At 46.9% G+C, this 14,804-nt stretch carries 10 protein-coding genes; 9 read left to right on the forward strand and 1 reads right to left on the reverse strand.

The annotated features are described in order from the left end of the window. The first annotated feature begins 160 nt into the window (after positions 1–160). The 5 genes from NNL21_RS21615 to NNL21_RS21635 all read left to right on the forward strand — a co-directional run bounded on the left by NNL21_RS21615 (position 161) and on the right by NNL21_RS21635 (position 6,268). Positions 161–928, forward strand: coding sequence for an ABC transporter ATP-binding protein (locus NNL21_RS21615; RefSeq protein WP_204820451.1), 768 nt, complete (start codon positions 161–163; stop codon positions 926–928). Then, a complete protein-coding gene (locus tag NNL21_RS21620) occupies positions 915–2,843 on the forward strand; it encodes an ABC transporter permease (RefSeq protein ID WP_204820366.1) in 1,929 nt (642 codons plus the stop codon). Before NNL21_RS21615 ends, NNL21_RS21620 begins: the two co-directional genes overlap by 14 nt. A gap of 434 nt (positions 2,844–3,277) precedes the next feature. Beyond that, positions 3,278–3,445, forward strand: a complete 168-nt coding sequence (locus NNL21_RS21625) for a hypothetical protein (protein WP_204820365.1) — start codon at positions 3,278–3,280, stop codon at positions 3,443–3,445. A gap of 170 nt (positions 3,446–3,615) precedes the next feature. Beyond that, positions 3,616–4,764, forward strand: a complete 1,149-nt coding sequence (locus NNL21_RS21630; RefSeq protein ID WP_204820364.1) for a copper amine oxidase N-terminal domain-containing protein — start codon at positions 3,616–3,618, stop codon at positions 4,762–4,764. Positions 4,765–5,290: 526 nt separating this feature from the next. Beyond that, the gene (locus NNL21_RS21635; RefSeq protein ID WP_204820362.1) at positions 5,291–6,268 is read left to right on the forward strand and encodes a metallophosphoesterase family protein; all 978 of its coding nucleotides are present in this window, start codon (positions 5,291–5,293) and stop codon (positions 6,266–6,268) included. Positions 6,269–6,610: 342 nt separating this feature from the next. Here the strand turns inward: NNL21_RS21635 and NNL21_RS21640 are convergent, their stop codons facing one another. After that, positions 6,611–8,224: an extracellular solute-binding protein gene (locus tag NNL21_RS21640; RefSeq protein WP_204820361.1), complete on the reverse strand. Its 1,614-nt coding sequence runs from the start codon at positions 8,222–8,224 to the stop codon at positions 6,611–6,613. A 151-nt stretch (positions 8,225–8,375) separates the two neighbouring features. Between NNL21_RS21640 and NNL21_RS36585 the strand changes: the two genes are divergently transcribed. The 4 genes from NNL21_RS36585 (at position 8,376) to NNL21_RS21660 (ending at position 14,793) form a co-directional block, all read left to right on the forward strand. Continuing rightward, on the forward strand, positions 8,376–10,172 hold the full coding sequence (locus tag NNL21_RS36585; RefSeq protein ID WP_204820360.1) for a sensor histidine kinase: 1,797 nt from the start codon (positions 8,376–8,378) through the stop codon (positions 10,170–10,172). Further along, positions 10,165–11,595 (forward strand): response regulator, encoded by a 1,431-nt coding sequence (locus tag NNL21_RS21650; protein WP_204820359.1) that lies wholly within the window; start codon positions 10,165–10,167, stop codon positions 11,593–11,595. The genes NNL21_RS36585 and NNL21_RS21650 overlap by 8 nt, the downstream gene beginning before the upstream one ends. Positions 11,596–11,905: 310 nt before the next feature. Then, on the forward strand, positions 11,906–13,264 hold the full coding sequence (locus tag NNL21_RS21655; RefSeq protein WP_204820358.1) for an ABC transporter substrate-binding protein: 1,359 nt from the start codon (positions 11,906–11,908) through the stop codon (positions 13,262–13,264). Between the two features lie 173 nt (positions 13,265–13,437). Then, a complete protein-coding gene (locus NNL21_RS21660; RefSeq protein WP_204820357.1) occupies positions 13,438–14,793 on the forward strand; it encodes an ABC transporter substrate-binding protein in 1,356 nt (451 codons plus the stop codon). The last annotated feature ends 11 nt before the right edge of the window (positions 14,794–14,804 follow it).

Raw genomic sequence — 14,804 nt, forward strand, 5'->3', positions numbered from 1 at the left:
AACATATCACTTTGTCGTCAATGAAATCAATACAACCCGCGTACATGACAGGATTGTAAGGTTAACGGGGAAAGCTGTAAGACCCTACCATGTTTGAATTCCGTAGAATAAAGTCTATAAGAACGCTATGAGAATCTATTGATCGGAGGAGTAGTTGATGATACAACCTGTAGTGGAAGCGAAGCAGGTCAACAAAGTTTACGGTGGAAAAGGGAATGTATATACGGCATTGGATCAGATCGACTTAACAGTACAAGAAGGCGAGTTCGTCGGAATCATGGGTCCGTCGGGCTCCGGCAAATCGACACTGCTCAATATGCTGGCTACCATTGATCAGCCGACATCAGGCGATATTGTTATTGCGGGAACGAGTATTTTGAAGATGAATGAGGAACAGCTATCGATTTTTCGAAGGGACCGATTGGGCTTTATCTTTCAGGATTTCAATTTACTGGATACGCTGACCGTGAGGGAAAACATCCTGCTGCCGCTCGCCCTCGCGAAGATGAATATCCATGAGCTGGAGCGCAGAGTGGATGAAATCGCGGATAAGTTCGGCATCCGTCAAATTCTCGATAAATATCCAACCCACATATCAGGTGGACAAAAGCAGCGTACGGCCGCTTCCCGCGCCATTGTATCGAAGCCAAGCTTAATATTGGCGGATGAGCCGACAGGCGCGCTCGATTCCAAATCGGCGACGGATTTGCTCGAGAGCTTGAGAGACTTGAATGAACAAGACAAATCGACGATCTTGATGGTGACGCATGACGCATTCGCGGCAAGCTATTGCAAGCGGGTGCTGTTTATTAAGGATGGCCGCATGTTCACAGAGCTTGTGAAGGGGCACGCGAACCGCAAAGAGTTTTTCAATAAAGTGCTGGATGTGCTGTCTGTACTCGGAGGTGGCATAAGTGACGTTATTTGATATAGCGAAGAAGAATGTCAGGGGTAACTTAAGGAGCTATCTGATCTACTTCGTTTCCATGATATTCAGCGTCATCGTATACTACACGTTCGTTTCCTTGCAGTACAGCGAGGAAATCCAGGGAAGCCTGCAATCTTCGGAAGTGATGAGATCTGTCTTCATGGGCGCGTCCATTGTTCTGATTCTATTCGTATCCGTATTTATCCTGTACTCGAATTCGTTCTTTACGAAGAAGCGGAAGAAAGAGGTAGGGCTTTATTCGCTGCTTGGCATTCGGAAAAAAACCATCGGCAGGATGCTGTTTTACGAAAATCTGATTATGGGAACTGCTGGACTGGCGGCGGGAGTTGCACTCGGTACATTATTGTCCAAGCTATTCACGATGATTTTCTTGAAGCTGCTGGATTCCGCCATCGAGGTGAGCTTCGGTATTGCTTGGGAAGCGATTGTGAATACGACCCTTGTATTTGCCGTGATTATTTTATTTACATCGTTCCGGGCTTACCGGCTTATCTATCGATTCAAATTAATCGAGTTATTTCAAGCGGATAAAGAAGGGGAGCAAGCTCCGAAAGCGTCTCTAGCGGCAGCGGTAATTGCTGTCATTCTGCTGTCGGGCAGCTATTGGCTTGCATTTCAACCGATGGTCACAAGCCAGCAAATGGGCAGAAACTTTTTGCTTTTTATAGGCGGAATGATTGTAGGAACGTATTTATTATTCCGCTTTGCGATCGGAAGGTTGTTACGAGCATCACAAGCCAATAAATCCCGTTATTACAAGGGGATGAAGATCGTCGATACATCTCAATTGTTATTTCGTATTACAGGAAATACGCGCACCCTTACGATGATTGCATTACTTAGCGCGGTAACGTTAAGTGCGGCAGGTGTAGGATACAGCATGTATTATAGTAATCAGCAAAATGCCGACGAGGCTGCGCCGTTCAGTTATAGTTTTATTTCAACGGGCGGATCCTTGGATCAACAAGCGGAACGGATCATTACTGAAGATGCCAAGCATCCCGTAATGGCCCAGATGGATATTCCGGTTATTGTGATAAAGGGCGACGTATCGGCGTTGAGCTATGTGCCGTCTGGATTTCCGGCTGATGAGCTCCCGTTAAAATTAATTTCTGCCCGTGCGTACAATAAGGCTTCCGGGGCATTAAACCGTAAGGAGAACGTTGGGCTATCGGGTAACCAGGCGGCGGCCATAAGGTCGAGATATTCGGGAGACCTGACGTTGTCCGATTATAAGGGCCATTCGATATCGTTGATCACCCCGCAAGAAAAGCGAACCGTCACATTCGTGAGCCTGCTGGAAGAGAACGTTCTAAGATGGAGTTATCCGGATGTCTCAATTGTGGTCAGCGATAGCGTCTTCAACGAAATAGCCAGGCACATTTCCCCGGTCATTTATAAGGTATATAAGGTAGAGGATCAGCAGACGACCAAGGAGGTCACCAATCAACTGACGAAGATGGCAGCGGAGGATGTCCAGATGTCCTCTTACTACACAGTGTATCGGGAAGGCTTGGAGAACGCCGGGCTCAATATTTTTATTCTGGGGTTTCTGGGACTCGTGTTCCTTGCCGCAACCGGAAGCATTATTTATTTCAAGCAATTGACGGAAGCACATGCTGACAAAGCTCGTTATGATATTTTGCGTAAGATTGGAGTAAGCCGGAAGGAAGTACGCGCCTCAGTCGCGAAACAGACATTCTTTGTATTTGCGCTTCCCTTGGCCGTTGGGATCGGTCACAGTTCCATGATTTTAAAAGCATTAACGAGTATTAATCTTATTGTCGGCAGTGTAGCTGTTCCCATCATCACTTCTATGGCGGTATATGTCGTTATTTACTTAGCTTACTATATGCTGACGGTGCATTCTGTTAATAAGATCGTTAATAACTAACAAGCGGATTAGGGATTGAAGGATTTCCCGCTATTAAACAGAATATGGTAAATAAAACCAATAATGGGGGTCTTCAGAGATGGAAGAGAAATTGCCGCTGGAAAGACGGCTTTACATCATGTCGGAAACCTTTCGATTGATCGAAAAGGCGCGAGAATGGTGTATTAAAGTGGCGTGCTTTTGCGAATGGGGAAGGCGAAACAACCTGTGGCAACTTATACGCTGACGGTGCTGTTGTCACAATTTAAATTGATAAAAACGCACAGAACAAGCTCGAATTCAAGGTAAATGATGTTGTTATGAGAGCTTTCAATGATCCAGTCACTTTTGTTACGAACTCTGCACGGCTAATCATAGCTTCTTATCAAGCAACAGGGTATACTCCACCACTACAAACATGGAGTGTTCTACATGATCAAGTGAGGGCTTATGAAATGAAATATAAAAATAGCTCAGATAATTGGGTTGCCTTTACAACAGGTAGTAAAGTAACGACAGAAGAATGGCTATTAGGGGTAGCAACCCCTGACGGAAAAAAGTACATTGTGGATAAGACATGGATTGGTAACGCTGACGTATATACATCTTTAAAAAATCTTTAAAATAAAAAATTCAATATCGGTCCCCCAAAGTTCTTTTGGGGGACCAACTTCTTTTGCAGTGGGGTAGCAACCCCTGACGGAAAAGTGTACGATATGGATAAAACATATATTTGTAAATCTGACATATATGTATCTTTAAAATAAAATATTCATTATTGAGAGGTGCAGTAATGAAAGTGAAAATTATCATCACATTATTTACTTTTACATTATTCCTGACTTTTGGTTCTGCGGCACACGCGGAAAATCTTCATGACTATTATGAAGATGTAACAGAATCCGACTTGAAAAATAGTATGATTCTTTCTCCTGAAAGCTCCATGGCATTTATAAATGGGCAGAGGGTATCAGCCGTTCAGCCGATTGTGAAAGATGGACGTACACTAGTACCCCTTCGTTTTATTTCTGAAGGATTTGGTGCAAAGGTAGATTTTAATACAAAAGAACAGTCCATTACCATTAAGTACGCTACTAATACCGTTTTCTTGAAAATAGGAAAAAAAAATATTTCTATAAACGGTAAATCAAGCGTAATGGACGTGGCTGCAAGCATTTATAACAATACAACGTATATTCCTTTAAGATATATGGGTGAGGCATTTAATAAAAGAGTCTTATATTTAAAAAATGCAGACATTCAACCATATAGCTTGATTATAATTAGGGATGTTAACGCCACAGCAATCGAAAACCTTAATCTCATCCGCGTTTTTGAATTACTATACCAAGGAAAGTCCATTGTCTATAGTGATCGTTTTATGGCAGTCATTAAAGAAAACGGTCAATTATTATTTAGCAATAATTTTAATGATTTCAAGCCTTTTGTTTATTACGAATGGATTGAGGATAAAAACTCGGTTCGACAAGGGAATATATGGTTTAAAACAGAAATGGGCAATTTTTATTTGAATTATGCCTATAACACAACGCAGGAGTTTATTTTATACCGTGTGGAAGGAGAAGAGATTACAAGGGTAGCGATTGAAAAAGCACAGATAGAGGCGGTAAAAACATATTTAAACGATGTCTATTATTTGATGAGATATGGGCGTGGTATTCCCAATCCTCAAGAAACAAGCAATTTAAAGTCTGCAACGTTTAACAATGGACAATGGTCTACTGATTATTTAGGTATGCCTGGATTTTATTATGGTTTTGACACATTAGCTAAGGTCTATGACTGGCCAATTACTGATAACGGTATTACTACATTTGGCTATCAACGCTTTGGCGGTCTAAGCTCTGATGAAAGAAGAAAAACGATTGGAATTTATAGAATCGAGCTGAATGGGCATCACCATGAGCTTGTAACGCCATAAAGTAATTGGCTAGTTGAAGTTCTTATTGTTTAGAACTTTAACTAGCCATTGTTTTTAAAAAAGACGCTTGGGAAAGAATTCTCGTTGGAGGCCATTTCCGTTTTCGTTTGAGCCCCGTTGCCATCTACGCAGCCTTAACCATTCGGTTTGACCCGGATTATAGCTATACGGAGCGGCACCCGGCTTGGTCGGAGCCCAGTAAGGAAGGAACGCATTTTCACGGGAAGATTATGGTCTTAGCTAATCGCTATGTGGGATCCGCTGCAGAGGATTTCATCATGCCCTTCAAGGATAACGGGCGTGTAATCGCGAGGTTTCCTATACGCGGGAGGATTATTATGGTAAGCGGGACGCCGCGCTTGAGAAGGCAGTAGAGATGGCCTTCTGTATATAAAAACAACTAAAACCGATTAAAAGCAATAAAACACAATTGAAACCACAGGGAACTTAGATTATAATCTTGTGGATAATAGATAAATAGTGGAAGCTTGCCAGTCGTTCAAATGGTTGGGGGAGGCAGTTCGATATGAAAAGAGAGTTGAAATTCCGCGATGATGGCACGTTTGTAATTGTACAGTTCTCCGATGTCGAGTTTATCGACGAGCATGATTACGACCCGGAATCACCTGAGCTTGATCAAGTGACACGAACGACGATGGAGCGGATTATTCGAGAGGAGCAGCCTGATCTGGTCGTGTTCGCCGGTGATCTCATTGCGAGTGCGAGAACCAAGGATCCGATCCAATCGTTTCGCGAAGCGGTTGCGGTGGTTGAACAGAGCCAGGTTCCGTGGGCAGCTGTATTCGGCAATCACGATTCGGAAGGAAGCGTAACCCGAAAGCAGATGCATGCTGCTCAATTGGAGCATGAGTTCTGCGTTGCGGAGGAGGATCCGCCGGGCCTTAGCGGCGCCGGAAACTTTGTGCTGAAGGTGTTGAACCGCGATAACGAAGCGGGAGCTGCCCTCTATCTCTTGGACAGCGGGGACTATCCACCCGAAGGGAGTGCTGTTGGCGGATATGATTGGATTCATCGGGACCAGATCGAATGGTACGCCTCCCAATCTCGTGCGTTAACCAAGCAGAACGGCGGGAACCCGCTGCCTGCGCTTGCCTTCTTTCACATTCCGCTGCCTGAATATAATGAGGTGTGGGATAACCATGTTTGTTACGGGCATCGGCTGGACGGTTATTGCGCCTCCCCTCAGGTCAATTCAGGCTTCTTCACGGCTATGCTGGAAATGGGCGATGTCATGGGCACTTTTGTCGGCCACGACCATGCGAATGATTTTCATGGAACGTTACATGGGATCCGTCTATGCTATGGCCGTGCAACGAAGTATGTCAGCTACGTTGATGGTGTTCGCAATGATTATTTTCCGACAGGGGCACGTGTAATTAAACTGCAGGCAGGGGAGCGGAAATTCGATACGTGGATTCGCCAGAATGACGGTACGGTGGTGAAGGAGCAGCCGGAGCATCAGCCGGAAGGGTGCAAGATTTAATCTATGCTTACGGCCCTTATGCTCACAGTTTGAACGAATGGGGAGCGGAGCGGGAGGAATGATTCTGAAGAAGCGTCAGCGGTCGCCTTTGTTCCCGGATTTCAACCTATGAACATTTATTCAAGGAAATCCGGGAACAACAGCGATCGGAAGAACATTCCGCCTGCGCAGCGGGCTTTGATCATTCCCTCTTCAGCCTGCACGGCGGTTTTGCTCGTTCATTCTTCATTCCGTCTGCGCAGCGGGTATTGCTCGTTCATTCTTCAGTCCGCCTGCGCAGCAGGGTTAGCTCGTTCACACTCCTTTTGCTCAAGTCATTTTTCGTTTACTCACTACACGCAATCAATCCGGATGAAGCAATTTCTCATTCACTTCCTTAATGGCTTGCTGCAATCCCAGCTCGTTATATCGTGCAACGATCTCCTGCCACATCTTCACCGGATCGCCCTTGCTGAGCGCTACCTTGATCAAATCCTCCTGCGGATTGATGGCCGCGCTCAGTTTGTCTTTATTCGGGGTGGAAAGCGAAATAATCGAATAAATAAACGGTGTCGCGCGCGCGTTATTGAGCAGCCATCTCATCTCTTCGAGACTGGCTTGAATATTCTTCTCCCCATACCTGAGCTTGTTCAGGTCGTCCAACCGGTATGAACGTTCCAGCCCCCAAGCAGCGAGGGAACGCAATATTTCCGTGGAGGGATACAGCTTTTGAATGCTGACGGGTTTCTCTGTCTTCTCGTCACGAGGCCGTGTAATCACAATGTTACCATCGAAATTAACGTAGTCTTTTCCTTCAATCCCATACTGCATCAGCAATTTTCCTTCAGGCGAAAGCAGATAATCGTATAATTTCAAGATGCGATCCATCTTATCGTCATCCAGCTTGGCGCTGAAATAGCTTTCGGTCCAATAGGTGGGGGCCACATAATAATACCGGTTACCGTCATCTGCCGGCCATAAGTGCAAGATCTTCACCGAATCATAGAAGTCCTTGCCTGGGTTATATTTATTCCACATGTTCACCATGCTGCTTAAGCTGTCCGGGGTTGCTTTATAAGCGAGCGCGCCAGCCTTGCCTTGCGTGAATTTCTCTGCCGCGTCGTCCTCCTTCGTCAGGAAGAAGTCGGTGTCCAGGCCGCCGTCCGTATACAGCTTGCGGAACTGAACGACGATCTTCTTCATTTCTTTGGAGGCATAATAGGGAATCCATTGACTGCCCTCTTGAACCCATTGGCTGGCGGCAAATTGCGGGAAAGCCGGACTGAACACCCAGGATAGATAGTTGATGCTCCCAGCGGCCAGCCCAACCGTATCGTGAAGGCCATTGCGATCGGGATCCTTTTTGGCAAACGCTTTCATCATGGCGGAGAATTCGTTGAAATTACTCGGATCCTGATAACCCAGCTGCTCCATCCAGTCCTTGCGGACGAAGACGACCCGTTCCAGCATCCATAGATCATTGGTCGGATAGGCGTTGCGGGGAAGCATATACAGCTTCTTATCTCTGCGCAATGCCCGCGTATCGGCAATCTGGGCGATTTCGAATACGTTCGGATATTGGCTCAAATCCTCGGGCAGCGGCCGGATTAGCTTTTGTTTGATCCAATCCGAGTAGATGCCTGGCGAATCATTGATAATCGAATGCGCGAACAAATCGGGAAACTTATCGGAGGCCGCCCATACCTTGAACTTCTCCTCGTAATCGGCCCAGCTGACCTGGACGGGTTGCAGGGTGATATTGAAGTCATGCTCGATTTTCTGCAGAACTTCGTCGTTCTTCTCAAACGCTCTGCCAATACCCCAGAACGATACGGAGATATCGAGATGTTTGCCGTTATCGGAGGTGGTATCGATCGGCGGTTCCGCGATCGGTTCATTGTCTTTCTTGCATCCCGAGGCTGTCAGGATTAGCGCAGTTGTTAGAAACAAGGCAACGAATGGCTTGATGCGGATCATCTCTTCACTCCTTGATGAGGTTCTATACTCGCAAATAGTAAAGGAAAAGTTTATTGAAGTAAAGCATTCTGCCCCATTCACGGCAAAATGGTATAAAATCATTATATTCCTATATACCGCATATACCGCTAATTGGATAGGGGAGCATGCAGTGGCATTTTACCGTCGATTATCTATTCGCTCGCAGCTGTCGTTCATCGCCGTTTCGATCGCAGCCGTTATGCTGTTCATCATTATGATCACCTATATTCAAATGTCTGGGATTATCGGCAGCAACAATGATCAGTATACGAAGGATATGATGGCGCAGATCAAACAGACCGTATACTCGAACAAAGACGTCATCGATCGTCTGATGACCAATATCGCCTATAACAATGACGTGCAGAATTATTTAACCGAACCGGATATCGTGCAGATTTACGAGTATTCCAAGAGAATCAGCAGCCTGTTCATCAATATGAGGACATTGAAGGAAGGGATTCTGGACATCGTCATTCATGGCGAAGACGGGCGATGGTACGATCTGTACGGCGGGAAGAAGTGGACGGGGCCATTTGCTTCTATGATTTCACCCAAAGATGCCATCCATTATTTCGGCCTGCAAAACTTTGGAGACGCTTACCAGACGGAGAACGGCATATTGGTCGGGATGAAAATCAAGTCGTTTCAGTCGGGAGATCGGTTCAACTCGGTCATTGGCACGTTATTTTTCGTCATCGACCCGACGGCGTTGATTGGCGAGTCCGGTTCGATTACCAATCAGCTCGCAACGGAATCCTTCTTAGTGGACCGCGATAATAAAATCATCTCCAGCAGCAATCCGGAAGAAGTCGGCAGCGAGATGGATGTCACGATAGCCAATGAAACGTCACCCGGTAAACCGAGAAACATGACGGTGAATGGGCAGACCTATGTGGTACAGACGGAAGATCTGCCGGAGATTAGCAGTATGATCGTCAGCATGATTCCCGTAGCGGAGCTTCTGCGTGACATTCAAAAAATCCGCAAGCTGGAGCTGGCTGTGTTTATCTTCGGGGCCATTATTATGTTCGCGCTGTTTATGCTGATTATTAACAATGTCCTTCTCCCGTTGAAGAAGCTGATGTCCTTTATCAGCAACATCAAGAGAGGCGACCTGAAGAAACTGAAGAATCGGATTCATCTGCAGGGCTATGCGGAAATAACCGTCATGTCTAATGAATTAAACAGCATGCTGGATGAGGTCGACAATTTAACGCATCAACTGCTGGAGACGAACGCGATGCTCTACGAGGCGGAACTGGAGAAGAATAAGTCGGAGCTTTCGTTTCTGCGCAGCCAGATCAACCCGCATTTTCTGTACAATACGCTGGAAATGATCAAAGGGATGGCAGCGGTTAAAGGTGTGAATGAAATTCGTGAGATTGCCAAGTCACTCGGGCAAATTTTCCGTTACAGCATCAAAGGGGGCGATATGGTGTCGCTCCGGACGGAGATGGGAATTATTGAGTCGTATATGTACATTCAGCAGATCCGATTCGGCGACCGTTTCCGCGTACGCTATGAGGTTTCGGGTGAAGCACTGGATTGCCAGATCCCGAAGATGATTCTCCAGCCGATAGTCGAGAATGCCGTATTTCATGGACTGGAAACGAAGGATGAACAGGGGACGCTCGTTATTAGAAGTGTTGTGAATGAGAAGATGGAACTGGTGATTACGGTCGAAGACGACGGTTTAGGCATTACGCCGGGGCGCTTGGAGTATATCCGGAATGCACTGACGGAGCGAAGGCAGGATATCCGGAATCGGGATGACGCACAGGCAACCAGTATTGGGCTGGCCAACGTCAATAACCGCATCAAGCTCACATTCGGCAGTGCCTATGGACTTGAAATCGACAGCACGGTTGGCGAAGGTACGCAAATACAGCTGGTGATGCCAGCAAGGGGGACTTTGAATGTATAAAGTGCTTATTGTTGATGACGAAAGCTGGGTGGTCGAGAGTCTGAAGGCAAGCGTGGATTGGAACAGTCATGGTTTCGAGGTGGTTGGGGAGGCTTACAGCGGATTAGAAGCGCTTGCGTTTATACAGGAATACAAGCCGCATGTGGTATTTACAGATATTCGCATGCAGGGGATGAGCGGGCTTGAGTTGATTAAGAAAGGCGGCGAGCTGCCGGACCCTCCTAAATTCGTAGTCGTCAGCGGCTATGCGGAGTTCGTCTATGCACAGCGGGCCCTGAATTATGGTGCCTCGATGTATTGCCTGAAGCCCTACGATGAGCAAGAAATTGCCGATGTGCTGAAGAAGCTGAAGAAAACGCTGGACTCCGCTCAGCATCTCTCGGAAACGCTGCTGCTCCAAATGCTGGCCGAGGAGAGCGAAGGAAGCTCCGATGCGGTCAAGCGCGAGTTCGAAAAGCACGGAATACGGATCGATGCGGAGCATGAGGCGGGTGCGATGGTTTGCGATGCGGGCGGGATCGGCAAGTTCCCGCACATCGATCATGCGTTCAGTCTGAAGATCGGCAAGAGAAAAATGCTATACGTCATGGAATATGAACGCTTGGAGAAGGTGGCCCGTGAGCTGGAAAACGACATGCGGGACGGGCTGAAGTGTGTCGGCATCAGCTTCAAATTCAACGATCCCCGCATGCTCAAGAGTGCGATGGAGAGCGCAAACTTGCTGGCCGATCACTATTTCATTGCGGGTACTGAAGGGGTCTACCGGCACAGAGAGGCTTCGCAGGGAACGATGAACAAGGCGATCAAGAAACTCGGGGCGGCGATCGGCAATAAAGAATTCACGGTGCTGGGCCGGTATTTTGACGAAGTCGGGGTCTTGTTCCAGCAAGAGGGATATACCATCAAGCATGCGCTGCACGTGTATAATGTCGTGATTTCCTTCTTATACAGTCTGAATGATGATGAGCGGGACGGGATGCTGTTCAGCTATGAGCAGCTGATGGAAACGTTCGGAAGCTTATCGGATATGCTCGATTATTTGAAGGCCGTATCGCTGAAGATGATCCGTAAGAATCCGGAATATACGGTGAAGGAAACAGGCAATGAAACGTTCAAATTGATTCTGCAGGATGTCCATGAGAACTTCCGCAGCGACATCTCGATCCAAAGCCTGACGCAGAAATATTTCATTAACCCGAATTACGTAAGCCAGCTGTTCAAGAAGGAGGTGGGCGAAACCTTCACCTCTTATATGACGAAGCTGCGGATTACGTACGCCTGCGAGCTGCTGGAGAAGACGAATTGCCTGGTGAATGAAATCGCCGAGAAAGCGGGCTATCACGATTATTTCTATTTTACGCGAATGTTCAAGAAGGTCACGGGCTATACGCCTACTCAATTCAGAGAGCAATCGATCTCGTGAATGTCAGCGTAAACCCGCCATACGAAGTTAGCAAGCAAATCGGTATGTACATGACTTAGATGGGATATGGACTTTTATTAGTTTTTGTTGTTGATTGTGTGAATGAATGTGGTTTACGGGGCTTCCTATGCAGGCAAAGACTTAATCTGAATGAATACAAATCCGAAAACCATTCCTCTATAGTGAAATTATGAAAGCGGTAGACAATATCGTGTATCGCCGATGATTACTGTGTGGAGATGATTTCACTTCGGATTCACGGGTTCGTTCATCCGAGGCCATGAACAACATCTGCTGCGAGGTGATCGATATGAAGAACAAATGGGTAACGCTATTATTTGCGGCTATGGTTGCGATTTCGGCCTTCTGGTTCTTCTCTTCCGATCTAGAAGAAGCATCTCCGAGTACGGACGAAGGGAAGAATAACCTAACGGCTGAGACGGATGAAAGGGCAAAGAAAGAATGGTCGATTACCGTGCAGGATACAACCGCCTCCAATTCGTCATTAGCAGAAGAGGGGCTTGATTTGCAGGGTGAACCGCTTCGTATTGCTCAATGGTGGGAGATGGAAGGCGAGCTGACGGCTGAAGAAGTCGAACGGCAGCGCAGAGTAGAAGAAAAGTACCATACAAGAATCCAATATGTACCCGTACCCCTCGATCAAGTTCAATCCCGCTTGATTACATCTTCCATTGCCGGGCAGCCGGTTGCCGATATTATTATGTTAGAAGTAAACTGGGCGTTCCCGAAATTAGTAGAAGAGGGATACCTTCAGGAGCTAGACGGTCTGATCGATCTAGACGACCCGAGATTCAGCGCCAATCCGATCACGATGAAGCATGGCAAATTCAAAGGAAAGCAATACGGCATTACACTTCCCTACGCCGAGAGCAACGGGCTTTATTACAACAAAACGCTGCTCCAGGAAGCAGGTGCCCCTGATCCCTATGAGCTGCAGGAGAAAGGGGAATGGACGTGGAGCAAATTTTTGACGATATGCAAGGCGTTGAAGAAGAAGGGCACTCCATGCCTGGCCGATTACCCGGTGGAGAATTCGACATTCTTCATCTACTCGAATGACGGCGCTGTCGTCGAGAACAACAAGGTGGCGTTCGACAGCCCTAACGCTATGGAAGCGATTGAATTCATGCGCAAGCTGTATGCCGACGACGACCTAATCGGCGAAGAGGGCATCGTGGAGCGAAACGTTGCTTTCGCGTACGGTTACCGCTGGGATGCATTAGGCTACAGCAGCAATCCAGCTATGAAGGACGAGATGGGCTATGTGTTCTTTCCGAAAGGCCCGAAGGCGAAGGATTATATCGTACCCTATCAGAAAATGAACCTGTGGTTCATGCCGAAAGGGACCAAATATGCTAAAGCCAAATGGGCTGCCTGGTCAGAGCTGTACGAAATGGATATGGAGAAGGGCTATAATGTGCGGCTACAGAAAGAAAAGCCGAATTTCAAGACGGAGCAGAATATGCAAACGCTGCGGAAGATGTTCAACAAGATTAAGCTGGTGGATTACACATCTTATATTGGATTCAATGAACTGTACGAGGAATCGGTCAAAGAAATTATGGCCGGCAAGCAATCACCCGTAACGGGCATGCAGAGAATCAAGGCGCAGGCCCAAGCGGCAATTGATATCTCGCTCAAGAAATAATGATTCACTCGCTAAAGTGAAAGCGATTTCAAACATACGGTGAATGGGAAATTTAAAGGGGGGATGCCTGGAAGTTCACGAGGGTTGAACAGTTGTAAAAAGAAGCAATACCAGCATGGGTTATTTTTTTTGGAATAAAACCGCTAAAAAAATCCAATTATGGGGGAAATTCGATGAAAATGTTGAAGGTATGGCCCATTGTACTTATGTTCGCTTTGATCATCAATCTGGTTGGGTGCGCAAGTGGCGGTTCGGACAACCCGGCCAATAACAATGCAAACCAGCCGGCAAACACAGGTAATGCGGGTACGACGGCTCCAGAGGAGAAGGCGGAGGATCCGAAGACGGAAGATCCGAAGCCTGAACCCATTATGGACTTTGGCGGCAAACCGCTTCGTATCGGTCAATGGTGGGGCATGGACGCTTATTTGAACGATGAAGAGAAGGCGCTGCAGAAGAAGGTTGAAGAAAAATATAATACGAAAATCGAATACGTCACCGTAACGGATACGACGGCCCGTCTGATTACGTCCTCCGTTGCCGGCGAACCGTTCGCGGATATCGTTATGATCCCGCTGCGTGAAGCTTTTCCGAAGCTGGTTGTAGAAGGCTATGTGCAGCCGATCGATGACGTTATCGATTTAAGTCTGCCGGCGTTTAGCGAGAATCTGGTCACCATGACGAACGGGAAGTTCCAAGACAAGCAATATGGGATATCAGAGCCGTATGCAGAAAGCCACGGACTTTACTACGACAAGACGCTTCTGCAGAAGCTGGGCTTACCGGATCCTTATGAGCTGCAGGAAAAAGGAGAATGGACCTGGGATCAATTCCTCGAGATATTGAAGAGCATCAAAGCCGGAGGCAAGGTTCCGCTGCATGTTGACAGCGAATCGCTGCTGGCCTCCATCCTGATTTACACCAATGAAGGTAAGATCGAAGACGATACCACGAATACAATTGCACTCGATTCGCCGAACACAATGGAAGCCCTGCAATTCTATAACGACTTGTACAACGTTCACAAAGTGATTCACAAGGATGAGCAAGTTGCATTCGGCGACGGGGGCATCGCTTTCGTTAACGGTTACCGTTGGGATAACCTTGGCTACGTGAAAGATAAGCCGAACGATATCGGATACGTGTACTTCCCTAAAGGACCGAAAGCAACGGAGTATGTCGTGCCTTACGACAAGATGAACCTCTGGTACATTCCGAAGGGCGTCAAGAATGCGGAAGCGGTTCTATCCGCCTTCAGCGAATTGTTTGAATTCGATGTGAAAAAAGGCAAAGACATCAAGCTGCAAAAAGAAGAGCCGAACATGAAAAACAAAGAATCGCTGGACACGATGAGAAAGATGTTCGACAGCACGTATAAGATCATCAACTATAAAGCCTATGTAGGCTTGTCCGATGTTGTCGAGGAAGCGTTCATGAATATCGCAAGCGGCAAGGAGTCGCCGACGACTGCAATCGAACGGATCAAGCCGATGGCGCAAGGGGCAATCGACGTTTCGACGAAGAAATAATCATCGCTGAA

This window comes from Paenibacillus mendelii, assembly GCF_024498075.1.
Classification (GTDB): domain Bacteria; phylum Bacillota; class Bacilli; order Paenibacillales; family Paenibacillaceae; genus Paenibacillus_Z; species Paenibacillus_Z mendelii.